We start from the raw sequence: 14,338 nt of genomic DNA, 5'->3' as shown, positions 1-14,338 counted from the left end.
CGAACAAACGTTCTACATGAGCGTTTTGTTCGTTTTTTGTGACTACTTGTCATCGTCATCAGAATCTGTTTTTAATTCCGGTGCATCTGTGACATAGTCGCTAAGTGTTGATTTGCCTTTGTTCTTGGCTAATACACTCGAAGGATTAGACTTGAGTGCTTTTTTAAGCGAAGCCAGTCCCTCTGTTTTTTTATAATTATAATTCTTTTTGTTAATAAGATTAAAATCAGAATTTGAAGTATCAAAGCGCAATAAGTCGCCTGTAATAACTGCATCGGAGTAACCCAAAACTTTGGTTGCATAAGCGGACATTTGTTTTGCCACTTTTTGCAACTTTTTATCTGATTTGAGCGTAACTTGATCACCAGTTTTAGTATTAAAATACTGGTTATTGTATTTCGTATACGTTGGCGTTATCCAATCACCATCACGGAAAACTACTTTACCATCGTACTTCGAGGATAGCATATCTTGTCCAAACATTGTCATATTATTATCTGGGATGCCAAGCACATCCATTAAAGTTGGCAACATATCAATTTCACCACCATATGTATGGTCAATACCACCTTTTAGCCCTGTCGCATGAATCATGAATGGCACTTTTTGGAAAGTAGCTAAATCATTGTTAGTAATTTTATCTTTACCAAGTAGCTGTGCAATAGCATCCTGATGATTTTCAGAAATTCCATAGTGATCACCATACAGCACAAATACAGAATTGTCATACAACCCAGCTTTTTTGAGATAACTCATCAGCTCAGCGAATGCCTGATCCAAATAGTGAGCAGTTTGAACATAACCATCAACAGTTTTGTCTCCAGTTTTTGTTGCTGGGAAACTGATATTTTGTTTATCCAAATCATATGGATAATGATTTGTTACGGTTATTAACTTCGCATAAAATGGTTGTGGGAGCTGTTCAATATACTTCGCACTATCTCGCAGAAAAATTTTATCTTTCATCCCATAACCAATGTTATAGTTTGCTTTGTTTGCATTAGCATAATAAGCTTTAGAGAAAAAGTAATTATAGCCAAATGATTTATAGGTATTATCACGATTCCAAAAACTTGCAACATCCCCGTGAAAGGCAGCAGTTGTATAGCCTCTTTGTCCTAAGATAGCTGGTAATGACTCAAACGTATTACTCGTACCATACTTGACCATAGCAGAACCTGTAGCCAAACCATATAGTGAGTTTTCTTGCATCATCTCCGCATCAGATGTCTTCCCTTGACCAACTTGGTTATAGAAGTTATCGAAACTTAGTGTGTTTTGGTCATGATAGAACTGGTTCAGGTTGGGTGTGACTTCCTGCCCATCAACTTTATAATCTATTAAGAACTGCTGAAATGATTCCAAATGAATCATAAAGACATTCTTACCTTTTTGCGTACCATAATACTGAATATTGGCAGGCAGTTTTTGCGTAGCAACAAACTTTTTTACTTTAGCTAAATCGGATGGCTTTGCTCGCTTCCGGCTTTCAGTTTGATTATAAGTTTGTACAGCGTTAAATACAGCATATTCATTCAATCCTAAATATTTAACAATGTAATTATTATCAAACGAACGGGTCAACAAACCTGAACGATCCGTTGATGCGATGCCGTAATCTACTAACATCAAGATGACACCAAAAAGCGTCGTTAAAATAGCAAACTTTTTTTGAACGCCTTTATGATCAATCGTTAATTGCTTGAAAACCACTAGCAAGATTAAGATCACAATATCGATAAAGACAAGATAATCCGTCCAATGAATAATTGCCGCAATTGATTTACCAAGATTTGTTCCAGTTGAACTACCCGAACCCAAAATACCCATGGATAAGAAATCTGAAAATTCTCTGTAGTATAGCATATTCGCAAATAACCATATTGACTGAATCAAATTAAAAATAATTGCCAACCAATAACTGGTTACGCCACGAAAATACAAGGAAATACTTAAAAATATAATAGCCGTCGGGATGGGATTCAAAAATAGCAAAAATTGCTGCGTTGATCCTTCCACACCCAAATTAAAGTTCATGTGGTATTCAGCATACGTCTTCAACCACACAAGAACGACGTTTAATATGAAAAACCAAACTATTGGCGCCGATGTATCCATAGTTCGTTTAACTTGGTGCCAGAGGTTTCTGGGATTTGAGATTCGTTTTAATAAACTTATCATTTGTTATAAACGTGCCCGATAACATCCTAATAGCATGTGTTGGGCACCCTCCTAATAAATTAGTTTGAAATCATGTAAAACATCATAAATTTCAATTGCAACTAAATCAATATCATCAAACTGAAACTGTCGAATTTCACGATGTTCCTGAACTGTCCAGATCCTTGTCAATTGATCATACGTAACCTGTAAAGCTTCAATGCCAAAAGCATCAAATCGACGCGTTTGCACGCTGCCATCTGTTGAATCAATCATAGCACGTAACCGACTTAAAATTTGTTTCAAATCACTCGTATTGTATTTGTTGTCAAGCATTGTCACTCCTCCTATCATGGTGAGCAGGAATAAGGTAAGCAATTATCCCTGCAAAGATACCAAAATAATAAGTAATAAATCGCCAAAGTAAGATAACGAGAATCAATGTTGCTGGATTTTTAACAAAAGGTGAGAACAATAATTGAAAGCTAAGCTCTGCACCACCAACACCACCTGGGATTGGGAACAAGGAAATCACCATAACAATCATAATATTCATCGTTACAATCAGCCATGGATTGACAGACTGATAGCCGAAAGCACGTATGACAAAATAAGGTATCATATAGAACGTAATCAGTTGTAATGACGTAAAAAAAGTGGCGCCAACCAATGATTGCCAACTGCTAATTACGCGACGTGATTCGGTATGAAAATTATCAATCTTTTGCTTAACATTCGCAATTAATCGCTCAAAACGCTCGCGACGCATCATTTTTTTTACAACTATTGCCACTAAATCGACCAAGCGTAATGTTAACGATGGCCAAAACATAACCAATATAATACCAATAATTACTACAGCATGAATCGCTATTGCAAAGGGGATGAATGTTGCGAAAGTGGGATTAACCTGTTGATAAATAAAGTGTTCGGCAGAGACATAGCCTATTATAAAGAATACCACAACAACAATTTGATAGACTAAAAACTTCATGAGAATAACAGACATCGCCCGCCCAGTTTCTACTCCAGATCGCGATAAACCATATAGTTGTGCCGGCTGGCCTCCAGTAGCAAATGGCGTGACTCCTGTTCCCAATAAGTTTAGTAGCGGAACTCTTAATAAGGACAAAACCGAGGTATGGCGCCGATCTTCTTTGCTCAATAAGGCCCTTGTAGCAGCCGCCTCAAGGAAAATTGATATAATCATCGTGAACAGGCCAAACAGTAACCAATGCCAATCCAGATTTTCCAACGCCACGGACAGTTGGTGTCCTTTACCACTTAATTCTTTTGTTAAAAAATAAACGACAATAGCCGTCAGAACAACAACGATAATCATTGATACTCTATCACGTTTGAACATCGCGATTACTCACCCTTCTAACACCATTTTATATACCGCCTGTAATTGTTTTCCAATTTCAGGTAGGTCACGTGTTTGGGCTAATTTATAGCCTGATTCACTTAAATTTGGTGATTCCCCAGTTAAAATTTTTTGCATTTTGATTTCAAACTCATCTAAATCACGGGCTTTATAGCTATTTACCCCATCCTGTAACCATTTTTTATATACTGGAATGTCACGAACCAAAACCTTTTGCTTGGAAGCTAAAGCTTCTAGTACCACAATGCCTTCCGTTTCTTCGTAAGAAGGATACAAAAACAAATCTGCACCTTGAAAAGCACCACGAATGACATCCCCAGTAATATATCCAGGAAAAATTAAATTTCGTGGATGATTACCTTTTATCAAACGACTTATCTTATTAGGTACTAATCGTAAATCAGTGTAGCCAAACCAAATAAAAACATGCTCAGGATGCCTTTTTGCTAGTTCAACGAAGTCTAAAATACCTTTTCGCTCAAAGAAAAGCCCCACGCTCATAATCACTTTTTGATCATCTGCCAAGTCAAAGTATTCACGAAACTTTTTTATTTTATCATCATCATGCTGATATTTTTCTAGGGGAATACCATTAGAAATAGGAATAATCGGTTGATTTAAACGGTATCCACGTAGTAACTGCTTCGAATAAGGTGTTGGCGTAATAATCGCATCAGACTTACTATAAAGCGATACTAAGTATCGTTTAAATAACGGGGCAATGGTATTAGAACCAGTAAAGGAATTCCGAAAATCTTCATAAGTTGAATGACCGTGGTAAACAACTTTTTTACCCAATTTATGTGCCTTATTGACCATATGATGGCTATTCACACCGTATGTATTAATATGCAGTACATCGTAATCAAGGGACTTGGTATCAGTAGTTACTTCAACATCTGTGTAAGATAAGGCTTCTTTTTGTAACTTTAACGCACGTCCAATACCAGACTTAGCTATTAAATTTTGATTTTCAAAATAAAGTAAAACTTTCAATTAATTTCTCCTGAATGGATTACGTAAGATACGTTTCATATATCCCACCTCTTCATCATTGGGATACTCATCTTCCACGTCGCTAGCATGATAACTGGCCAAAATATCATCATAAAATGCTAAAACACGTGTTGCAAAGGTGTTTGCATCCACGTCTTTCATTTTTTTATGCCGATAGGCAATATCTTCTTCTGTATTTGGTCGTTTAAGATATTTTGTGATACCTGCTAGTAGTTCATCATAATCGCTCACCAACGTACCAATAGCTTCATTATCAACTAAATTATCTAAGTAAGGTGAATGTATAGCCACAAATGGTCTATCTGCTGCCATCGCCTCAATAAATGTTAATCCTTGAGTTTCAGTATCTGAAGAACTTACAAACACATTCGACATCTTATAATAATCAAAGATGTCATCATGATTGACCATCCCTGTGAATATTATTTTGTCTTCAAGCGCTAGTTCTTCGACCTGCTCTTCTAAAGATTTACGTGCTGGACCATCACCAGCAATTACTAAACGTGCTTCGGGTATTGTCTGTAATACTTCAGAAAATACGGAAATTGTCACACTAATATTCTTTTCAAACGCTAAGCGTCCCAGCGACAGAACAATAGGCTGCAATTCAGAAAAGTGATACTTTTCTCGTAAGTTAGTTTGTTTCGTACCATGCTCTGGTAAACAAACACCTGTCGGAATAACTCTCATAGGCACGGTCACACCGTAACGACGAAGCGTATCTTGAACGAGATTTGACGGCGCAATAACACCTGCCATACTAACCATATATCCCTTCATAATACGCCCCACACCATGCGGTCCAATCAACATCCCCTTAGCAAAATAATGGGTGTAGTCTTCATACATCGTATGATAGGTGTGGACAGCAGGAATTTTTAACTGTCGCGCCACAAATTTACCCATTAAACCTAAAGAGAATTCTGTTTGGGTATGTACAATGTCGAGTTGTACAGATTTGGCAATTTCAACAGCTTGAATCAAGCCACGAAATGCTAGTCGACGATCTTTAAATCCAAGATATGGGAGGCTTGAAAAACGATAAATATGCGATTCAAATTTATTTTTAGGTACCTTGGGGTCAGTAGATGTAAAAATATAAACTTCGTGCCCCTGACTTTCAAGTGCTTCTTTAAGTGTCTTAATCGAAGTCGCAACTCCACTGACTTGTGGAAAGTACGTGTCCGTAAACAAACCAATGTTCATTGTTTTCTCCAATGTTCAAAAATATACAAATTTTCTATAAAAGCAATACTGCTATTATAACATTTTACATAAAAATGGTCGAATACTGATGCAATTGTTCTTCACGAAAAAAAAACAACAAATCATTTTCCATCCTTTATAACACAGGACTTCAAACTATTTGTTGATTTTTACTATGTTAATCAAATACCATTTGATTATGGTACAATTCTGAATAAAATCCGCCTTCAGCAACTAATTCTTGATGCGAGCCCTTTTCAATAACTCGACCATCTTTAAGAACAACAATTTTATCAGCACCCAGTATTGTTTTCAATCGGTGCGCAATAACAAAACTCGTACGTCCAGCAATAACATTATCCATCGCCGCTTGGATTTTTGCCTCTGTCACCGTATCTACATTAGATGTTGCTTCATCTAATATTAAGAAATCCGGATTAGTCAAAATTGTGCGGGCGATTGATAATAATTGTTTTTGACCTGTTGAAAAGACCGAATTTTCGTCATCTACTTTGGTCTGATAACCTTCTGGAAGTGTCATAATAAAGTCATGGATGTTCGCCTGCTTGGCAGCATCAATCATTTCTTCTTCGGTAGCATCTGGCTCACCAAATTTAATATTATCTGCGACAGTACCACTAAATAATACTGATTCCTGTAACACAATGCCAACATGATCACGTAAAGACTTCAAGTCTAACTGACGAACGTCGGTGCCATCAAACTTTACGGATCCTTCAGTCACATCATAAAATCGATTCAATAAGTTCATGACCGTTGTCTTTCCTGAGCCGGTCGGACCAACAAGGGCTATCATTTCCCCTTTTTTAACGTCAATTGAAACGCCGTGAAGAATTTCTTTGTCATCATTGTATCCAAAGTGAATATTTTCTAGGGTAACACCCGACTTTAAATTAGTTAATTTCTGACCACTTTCGGGGTTAACTTCTTCAGCTTGTTCATGGACATCGCTCAAGCGTCTTGCACCAGTAACAGCTAACTGCAACATATTATAAATAGATGTAATTTGTGTGATTGGTTGGTAATACTGTTGTGAATAGTTAACAAACACCACGATTAATCCCAAACCAACCGACTTATCCATACCGTCATGAACAATTAACCATGACCCAAAGAAAATCACAATAGCTAAGTTCAACAATGACAAGCCTTGCATTAGAGGAAACAGCATACCAGAATACATCTGTCCTTTAAAAGTAGCTTGCTTCACTCGTTCATTATACGGACCAAAATTAGCGATTGATTCTTGTTGCAATCCTTGCGTAATAATAATCTTCTCACCATTGATTTGCTCATTAATATAACCATTCATGCGGCCAGTTTCATCTTGCTGCGTGTCAATATATTTTCTAGCACGACTGATCACAAACCAGGCGACAATAATAGCAACTGGTGTTGAAGCCATAGTTACCCATGCTAATTTGACGTTCTGCTGAAACATCATAATAATGATACCAACAAACAAAGCGAATTGTGATAAAAGTTGGAAAATGGCCTGGTTCATCGCGTTAAAAATATTATCTAAATCAGACGTAAACAAAGATAAAATTTCGCCATCTTGATGCGTGTCAAAATATTTAATCGTCATCCGTTGCAATTTAGCAAATAGACCAATTCTCATCCGGCCCGATGCCTCTGAACTAATACGACTAGATATAAAACTAGAAATGAACATTGTTACTGCAGTTAAAGTAAAGAAAATCATCATTGCTTCCAGCGCATGATAGAAAGGTGTTTTGCTAGCAACAGCATGCGTTTGAGGATTCAAGTATTGACCTAAATAAGTCGATAATTCTGTAATTGCCTTTCCCATATACACTGGTGCTTTAACTTGGAAATAAGTTGAGGCTATTGTCACAACAACTACGAAAGACAATGCTAACCAATAACGCTTAAGATACTTTGCAAAATATTTAATTGCGTGTTTAATATCTGTCATTATTCTGCCCCTTTCGCTTTTTGTGTTTGATAAATTTCAGCATAGACCGGTGAAGTTTCAAGCAACTCGTGATGTGCACCGATGCCTACTACCTTACCCTCATCCATTACTAAAATGCGGTTGGCGTGAATAACTGAACTGATTTTTTCAGCAATTACAATTGTTGTCGTTCCTTTTAATTCCTGGTCAAGTGCTTCTTGAACCAGCTTTTCGGATCGAGCATCTAAAGCCGATGTTGAATCATCTAAAATCAATATTTTAGGACTACCAACAACACCTCTTGCTATAGAAAGACGTTGTTTTTGACCACCGGAAAAATTGGCAGAACGCTCTTCAACAATGTGGTCAAAATTATCTTCATAACGATTAACAAACTCCGCAGCCTGTGCAATTTCAACAGCTTTTTGGAAATCCTTTTCATTAGCGTCTTTTTTACCTTGACGCAAATTTGCTGCAATCGTACCACTAAACAATATGGCCTTTTGTAGAACAAACGAAACCGCAGCTCGCAACGACTTTTCGTTTACTGCTTTGAGATCCACACCACCAACAGCTACCACACCTTCAGTAGGATCATACAATCTTGGGATTAATTGGGCAAGTGTTGTTTTACCTGATCCAGTTGCACCAACGATACCGATCATCTCACCTGCTTCGATATCAAACGATACGTTTTTCAAAGCTGGTTTAGTATCTCCAGGATAGGTGAAAGAAACATTTTTGAATGAAATATTTCCATTCAAATCACGATCAGGCGCATCTTGAGCGTACGTTAAGTCTGGAGTCGTATCTAAAATTTCTTTAATACGTCTTAGCGAGACAAAACCACGAGATGCAAAGGTAGCCATCATACCACCAATCATAATGGCAAAGAATATTTGCATTAAGTAAGAAGTAAAAGAAGCAATCGCAACTAAATCATTGGGATGTTTGACAACATCGCGACCTACGAACAAAATAGCTGTACCGATGGCAACATAAGATATTAACATGAACATCGGCATCATAGTCGAAAATAAGTAGCCAACAGTCGTGTTGACATGCGTCAACTCATTAGAATTATCCGTAAAACGGTTTGTTTCATTTTTTTCTTGGTTAAAAGACTTGACAACACGAACACCCTGAAGATTTTCCTTGGCCAACGTATTCGTCTTATCAATTAGTGTTTGAATTTTGGAGAAAAACTTCCCCATTTGTTTAAAAATCACTTGCGAAGATACAAAAATCAGTACAACCATTAAAATTACAATCCACCATAAACGTGGCAATGTAATCAATGCCAAAATAAAGGCTCCAACAAACAATATTGGAATGCGTGTCAAAGACTGTAAAATCATCATGATTAATTGCTGCACTTGATTGACATCATTTGTCATACGGACAACCAAGTTACCCGCTGAAAATTTTTCAATATTACCAAATGAAAATGATTGTATTTTTTTATACTCGTGTGCACGAATATCTGCAGCAATCGCCTGTGAAACTTTGGAGGCAAAAATTGTATTAATTACACCAGCAACCAATCCGATTAAAGCTAAAAATAACAGTTGAAATCCGTAAGCAACAACCTTATTTTGATCATCAGCGATAATTGCTTTCATAACTTGCTGAAGCAATCGTGGTTGCCACAATGATGCAACAGCCATGATCACCACCGCAATAATTGAAAACATAATATCACGAGCATAAGGCTTTGCATGTTCTTTTAAAATTTGCATTTCATTTCCTCTTTCAAGACATTAAAAACTAATATTACGCTATCGAATACTATTTTTCAACTATTTAACACGCAACTAGTATAGGAAAGATTACTTTGCCTGTCAATGTAAAATATACCAATTATTCACTATTTTTAAGTACATAAAAAACCAGTACTCTTCGTACTGATTTTTTAATCATTCATATATTTAAAATTACAATTGTTGCTTATCAGCTTCTGTGTTGGCTAATATTTCTTCACCATTTGCAGTGATTGTGAATGTCTTATCGGCAGCGTTGGCAACCAAGACTGCAACATTTTCACCAGACTTATCCTTACGAGTAATCTTGATAGTTGTATCAGATGGTGTTTCAACGTCAATTGATCCATCCAAATCAAATGCAGCAAAGTTGTTACGCCATGACAAAAGCTTCAACAACTTAGCAACAACTGGGCGCTTAACTTCTTCCTTAACTTCATCAACTGAGTAGTAATGACGGTTGATGTTACGACCTTCTTTTGAAGATTCAAGTAATTCAATATCATTTTCGCCGGCCAACAAACCAACATAGTAGATTTGTGGAATACCAGGAGCGAACACTTGGAAGATACGGCTTAGCAAGTACGCAGCATCATCATTTCCCAAAGCTGAGTAATATGTTGAGTTGATTTGGTAGATATCCAAGTTGTTGTATGAAGCAGAAGAGTAAGTCTTCTTCACGTTAGCACCAACTTTGTATAACTCTTCAGATGCATAATCAATTTCTTCATCAGTCAAGACGTCACGCGCATCAACAACACCTATACCGTCGTGCGTATCCAAAGTAGTAAATTGCTTCATTGGTGACATCTTCAACCATTTAGCCAATTGATTTGTTTTACCTGAATACAATGTATAAAGTGTCGTCATTGGCAAAGCAAAATCATATGTGAAGTAACCATGATCATTGATCTTCTTAGGAATTGAATAGTGTTCATGGATTTCTGGCAAAATTTCGGCCTTCAAAGGTGTCAAAATTTCACGAACCTCGTTCAATGTGTCCCAGATTTCAGGTTCAACGAAGAAGTCATTTGTATCAACTTTTTTAACAGCGTATGCAAAGGCATCCAAACGAATCAAGTTAGCTCCATGCTTCACCATGTCTTCAAGCGTTGTCTTGATAAATTCTTTAGCGATAGCTGAGTTTACATCGATATCAATTTGTTCATCACCAAATGTGTTCCACAAGTTTTCAGTTGTACCATCATCAAAAGTAATTTCTTGAGTTGGTGCCTTATCCTTACGCTTGTAAATCAAGTCAACATCGGCTTGTGTTGGACGGTTTTCACCAGCCTTGGCCCAGAACTTTTCCCAGCGAATGAAGAAATCCTTATATTTTGATTCATCATGATTCTTCTTGAAATCTTGATACATAACAGATTCACGTGAAATATGGTTAATCATGAAATCAAACATCAAGTAATATTCTTCACCTAATGCTTCTACATCACTCCAATCACCAAATGCTGAATCAACACGTGTGTAATCAGAAGGTGCAAAACCGCGGTCTCCCGTTGATGGGAAAAATGGCAACAAGTGAACACCACCAATTGCATCACCAATATCTTCTTTCAAGACTTTGCGAACATCCTTCAAGTTTTTACCCAATGAATCAGCGTATGTGATGAGCATTGCTTTATTTTGAATTTCCATAGTTATTTCTCCTGTTTTCTATTAGTTATAACTGTAATAATTGCGATAATAAGAAGTACCGAACCCAGATATGGAATAGTAGCATATGCTGAAGAAGCAGCGCTACCACCGCCATGACCAATCATCTTTGCAAAAGCTGCAACTACAATCGGTTCAATGAATACACCAACGTTAAATCCGATTAATATGATTGACGTTACCAATGACTGACGTGCAAGTGGTGCCAACTTTGGTAATTGATTAAAAATAAATGGTGAAATTAATTGTAGGGGGAATCCTATTAATAAAACCCCTAAAATCAACATACCAAAGTTACCATTTGAAAATGCGACCAAGAAATTTGAAATCGCCATTAATACTAATCCAATTTGTAGTGTGAAACGACCAAACTTTGCCATAAACCAACCATATGTTACACCACCAATTGTTGCTGCAATAAGCATAGCTGACAATATTGGTGAGGTATTGTATCCGTCGCCCTTCAAGTCAGCCGCCATAAATGGAAAGCTAAGTTGAATGGCCATATAATCAATAACAAGGAAAGCAGCAAAGAGTGTCAGTACCAATACCAATGGACTAATACGAGTTACCTCTTCTACCTGTGTACTGTCCGTCGTTTCTGTCTTAAGCGGTGTCATTTCTGATGTATCAGGAACCCGCTTAATGAACAAGAACAAAATCGGAAATGCAATTAGGTATACCAAAAATGTTGCGTGCCAACCAAACGCTAACAACAATCCTGCTAACAATGTTAATACAGCTTGTCCAACTTGTTCAGCAGCTGCACGGTATCCAAGCATCGAAGAACGTGTTTTTCCGTTGTACATCACAGCAATCATGGACACTGCCAGTGAGTTGAAAATACCAAATCCAGCACCTAACACCGTTCGTGATGCTAAAATGATCACATATGAATCGGTAAAAAATGGTATCATTCCAGCAATTCCGACCAATGTTACACCTAAAATGATTGTATTTTTATCACCTAATTTAGCAGCTATAAAGCTACTCAAAAGAACAAAAATAGTCACAGTAATAGAAGGTGTGGTGGCCAGCACTTGCGCTTCGGTGGATGAAATATGCAACGCCTCTGTCATTTGTGGCAATGCGCCGTTAATAGCGTATGCACTTGTCAAGACAAATGAAATGCCCAAAAAAGCAATTTTAGTGAGCAGGCTATCTTGTTTAACCATATTATCTCCTTCAATTATGATAATCGCTTACCATAATATTGTAACCGGTTCCACCATAAAATGTCAATCGTTTAATACAATTTTTGTGAAGAAAATAACGAGTATGTTTTCTGAAACAACAATGAAAACATTATCATTAAACGATTTGTTTGGCTAAATTTAATCCTTAAAAAAATATAAAATATTAACCATATTTTATCAAAATACGGTGTTAACATCATTAAAAAGTTCCACTTGCAAACCGTCGTCATCAAGATTGAAAACTGCCACAGCACCATTTTTTGGTCTTTCGGCCCCGAGAAAATGGCCATAGTGCTGTGCCAAATTACCAATGAGCTGACCGTGCGTAACTAACAAGACATTAGCATTGGCTTTTTGTGTCATCAGGAGTTTTTCCAATGCAGCGTCTATTCTTTGCCAAAAACGTGTGGCGTTCTCACCTAGATGCTCTGGATCCACTTCGTAAATTTTATTCATAATCGCTGTCATGTCTTGAACTTCTGCAGCAATAGCATCTGGTGTGCCTTTATTTACGCCAAATTCTTTAGCCACAGCACCCCACATCACATCATTACTACCACCCTCAAAGCTACCGAAAAAGTATTCACGCCACTCTGGTGTAATTTGTAGCTTAGTATGCTCGTGGATATTTTCAGCTAGGATATATTCTGCCGTATGCATAGCACGTGAAGTATCAGAAGAAAAAGCTACGTCAAAAGCTACGTTTTTTAATCTTTTCCCAGCTTCCTGGCCATCTTTTTCACCTTTCTTGGTTAGCGGTGTATCAGCCCATCCCTGCACTTTGTTTAATGTATTAAATATGGTCTGACCATGACGTACAACATAAAGTTTCATTCGTTTTTCTCCCTCATCCAAGGTTGTTCACTAATCTCGTTTTGCGTCAATATAAGATGCATTGTTTTTTGTGCTTGTGGGACGAACATTTTAGGTTCTGGATGAACAGGCACAAATTGTAAATCAAGCGTTTCAGTACCATCTTTCAACATCTCACCACCAACATGCTCAACTTCAAAACCAATTCCAATGGTTTCTTGCGCATCACCCCAAGAATTTTTTTTAACCTCATTTGTGGCGATCCCTAACATACGATTAACTTTAACATCAAGGTTAGTTTCTTCTTTAAATTCTCGTGTAACAGCCTGCATTGGTGAGTCGCCATACTCAAGATAACCACCAGGGAAGCCCCAGCCTTCATCGGAGTCCCAACGTTTTTCTAGTAATATTGCGTCATGTGCGTCGTTCCACAATACGCCAAATGCAGAGACAAATATCATGCCTTCGTGCCCAACTTTTTCACGCATGCGCGCAATGTAATTTTTTTCCATATTAATTATTAACCACCTCGGCAAAATCAGGTAACAAACTTTTAGCTAGGTCAAACAATAAATCCTTATGAATGAAATCTTCTTTAAAAACTTCTGGTAATATTTCTTTTGCCAAATACTTCACACTGGCCATATCTTTAAATTCGGCGAGCGCTTCCAAGCTGCTTTGAAAAATATTCACAAAAACGGGTTCAGGGTTAAACTTTTCTAATTCACCGTATGCTTCATAGAGAAGATCAATTTTATCAGAAATAGATAAAATTTTGCCCTCAATCGTGTCATCTTTCCCTTCGCCTAGGCGTCGTGTGTATGCGGCTTGAAATTGTTCAGGAATTTCTGTTTTAATAAAGTTTTCAGTCATTGATTCTTCAACATCAGCTAACATGGAACGCAATGTTGACGTCGCATATTTCACTGGCGTTTTAATGTCGCCGATAAATCTTTCTGTATAATCGTGATTTAAAGCTTTTTCATAAACTGATTTCCAATTAATTTGAGCGCCATTTTGTTCCTCGACATCGGCTAAAAATTGAGCAATTTGAGTTACTTTCCATGAATGTGCCGCTACACTATGGGGCTGGTATTTAAAAAAACCTGGAGCTCGGTTAATGAGTTCAAGCTGACTCATTCCCATGAAATATTGATGCATTGCCATTAACTATCAGAACATTTAGCAA

12 protein-coding genes are annotated in these 14,338 nt (G+C 37.2%); all 12 read right to left on the bottom strand.

Going from position 1 to position 14,338, the window contains the following annotated elements:
- Positions 1–42 precede the first annotated feature (42 nt).
- On the bottom strand, positions 43–2,181 hold the full coding sequence (locus tag HFP47_RS00580; protein WP_025267766.1) for an LTA synthase family protein: 2,139 nt from the start codon (positions 2,179–2,181) through the stop codon (positions 43–45).
- 51 nt (positions 2,182–2,232) lie between these two features.
- Positions 2,233–2,496: a YkuJ family protein gene (locus HFP47_RS00575; RefSeq protein WP_004164725.1), complete on the bottom strand. Its 264-nt coding sequence runs from the start codon at positions 2,494–2,496 to the stop codon at positions 2,233–2,235.
- Complete coding sequence (locus tag HFP47_RS00570) at positions 2,489–3,526, bottom strand: lysylphosphatidylglycerol synthase transmembrane domain-containing protein (protein WP_011679251.1); 1,038 nt, start codon at positions 3,524–3,526, stop codon at positions 2,489–2,491. The genes HFP47_RS00575 and HFP47_RS00570 overlap by 8 nt, the downstream gene beginning before the upstream one ends.
- A gap of 9 nt (positions 3,527–3,535) precedes the next feature.
- Positions 3,536–4,543, bottom strand: coding sequence for a glycosyltransferase family 4 protein (locus tag HFP47_RS00565; RefSeq protein ID WP_014324292.1), 1,008 nt, complete (start codon positions 4,541–4,543; stop codon positions 3,536–3,538).
- Positions 4,544–5,770 (bottom strand): glycosyltransferase family 4 protein, encoded by a 1,227-nt coding sequence (locus tag HFP47_RS00560; protein ID WP_011679249.1) that lies wholly within the window; start codon positions 5,768–5,770, stop codon positions 4,544–4,546.
- A gap of 178 nt (positions 5,771–5,948) precedes the next feature.
- Positions 5,949–7,730, bottom strand: a complete 1,782-nt coding sequence (locus tag HFP47_RS00555) for an ABC transporter ATP-binding protein (RefSeq protein ID WP_025267765.1) — start codon at positions 7,728–7,730, stop codon at positions 5,949–5,951.
- The gene (locus HFP47_RS00550) at positions 7,730–9,448 is read right to left on the bottom strand and encodes an ABC transporter ATP-binding protein (protein WP_061399363.1); all 1,719 of its coding nucleotides are present in this window, start codon (positions 9,446–9,448) and stop codon (positions 7,730–7,732) included. The genes HFP47_RS00555 and HFP47_RS00550 overlap by 1 nt, the downstream gene beginning before the upstream one ends.
- A gap of 195 nt (positions 9,449–9,643) precedes the next feature.
- On the bottom strand, positions 9,644–11,122 hold the full coding sequence (gtfA, locus tag HFP47_RS00545) for a sucrose phosphorylase (protein ID WP_011679246.1): 1,479 nt from the start codon (positions 11,120–11,122) through the stop codon (positions 9,644–9,646).
- A 2-nt stretch (positions 11,123–11,124) separates the two neighbouring features.
- Complete coding sequence (locus tag HFP47_RS00540; protein ID WP_050894811.1) at positions 11,125–12,315, bottom strand: MFS transporter; 1,191 nt, start codon at positions 12,313–12,315, stop codon at positions 11,125–11,127.
- Positions 12,316–12,513: 198 nt separating this feature from the next.
- Positions 12,514–13,170, bottom strand: a complete 657-nt coding sequence (locus HFP47_RS00535; protein WP_011679244.1) for a histidine phosphatase family protein — start codon at positions 13,168–13,170, stop codon at positions 12,514–12,516.
- On the bottom strand, positions 13,167–13,661 hold the full coding sequence (locus HFP47_RS00530; protein WP_179875904.1) for an NUDIX domain-containing protein: 495 nt from the start codon (positions 13,659–13,661) through the stop codon (positions 13,167–13,169). The genes HFP47_RS00535 and HFP47_RS00530 overlap by 4 nt, the downstream gene beginning before the upstream one ends.
- Position 13,662: 1 nt before the next feature.
- Positions 13,663–14,316, bottom strand: coding sequence for a YfbR-like 5'-deoxynucleotidase (locus HFP47_RS00525; RefSeq protein WP_004164739.1), 654 nt, complete (start codon positions 14,314–14,316; stop codon positions 13,663–13,665).
- Between the last annotated feature and the right edge of the window lie 22 nt (positions 14,317–14,338).

The organism is Leuconostoc sp. DB-1, from assembly GCF_013414845.1.
Classification (GTDB): Bacteria; Bacillota; Bacilli; order Lactobacillales; family Lactobacillaceae; genus Leuconostoc; species Leuconostoc mesenteroides.
Note: the sequence above shows the minus strand (reverse complement) of the source record. Positions and strands in the feature narration are given on the sequence as shown.

Coding starts and splice junctions, on each gene's coding strand:
- HFP47_RS00535 (WP_011679244.1), bottom strand. CDS start 13,170: ATGAAACTTTATGTTGTACGTCATGGTCAGACCATATTTAATACATTA.
- HFP47_RS00540 (WP_050894811.1), bottom strand. CDS start 12,315: ATGGTTAAACAAGATAGCCTGCTCACTAAAATTGCTTTTTTGGGCATT.
- HFP47_RS00530 (WP_179875904.1), bottom strand. CDS start 13,661: ATGGAAAAAAATTACATTGCGCGCATGCGTGAAAAAGTTGGGCACGAA.
- HFP47_RS00550 (WP_061399363.1), bottom strand. CDS start 9,448: ATGCAAATTTTAAAAGAACATGCAAAGCCTTATGCTCGTGATATTATG.
- HFP47_RS00555 (WP_025267765.1), bottom strand. CDS start 7,730: ATGACAGATATTAAACACGCAATTAAATATTTTGCAAAGTATCTTAAG.
- gtfA (WP_011679246.1), bottom strand. CDS start 11,122: ATGGAAATTCAAAATAAAGCAATGCTCATCACATACGCTGATTCATTG.
- HFP47_RS00525 (WP_004164739.1), bottom strand. CDS start 14,316: ATGGCAATGCATCAATATTTCATGGGAATGAGTCAGCTTGAACTCATT.
- HFP47_RS00575 (WP_004164725.1), bottom strand. CDS start 2,496: ATGCTTGACAACAAATACAATACGAGTGATTTGAAACAAATTTTAAGT.
- HFP47_RS00560 (WP_011679249.1), bottom strand. CDS start 5,770: ATGAACATTGGTTTGTTTACGGACACGTACTTTCCACAAGTCAGTGGA.
- HFP47_RS00570 (WP_011679251.1), bottom strand. CDS start 3,526: ATGTTCAAACGTGATAGAGTATCAATGATTATCGTTGTTGTTCTGACG.
- HFP47_RS00580 (WP_025267766.1), bottom strand. CDS start 2,181: ATGATAAGTTTATTAAAACGAATCTCAAATCCCAGAAACCTCTGGCAC.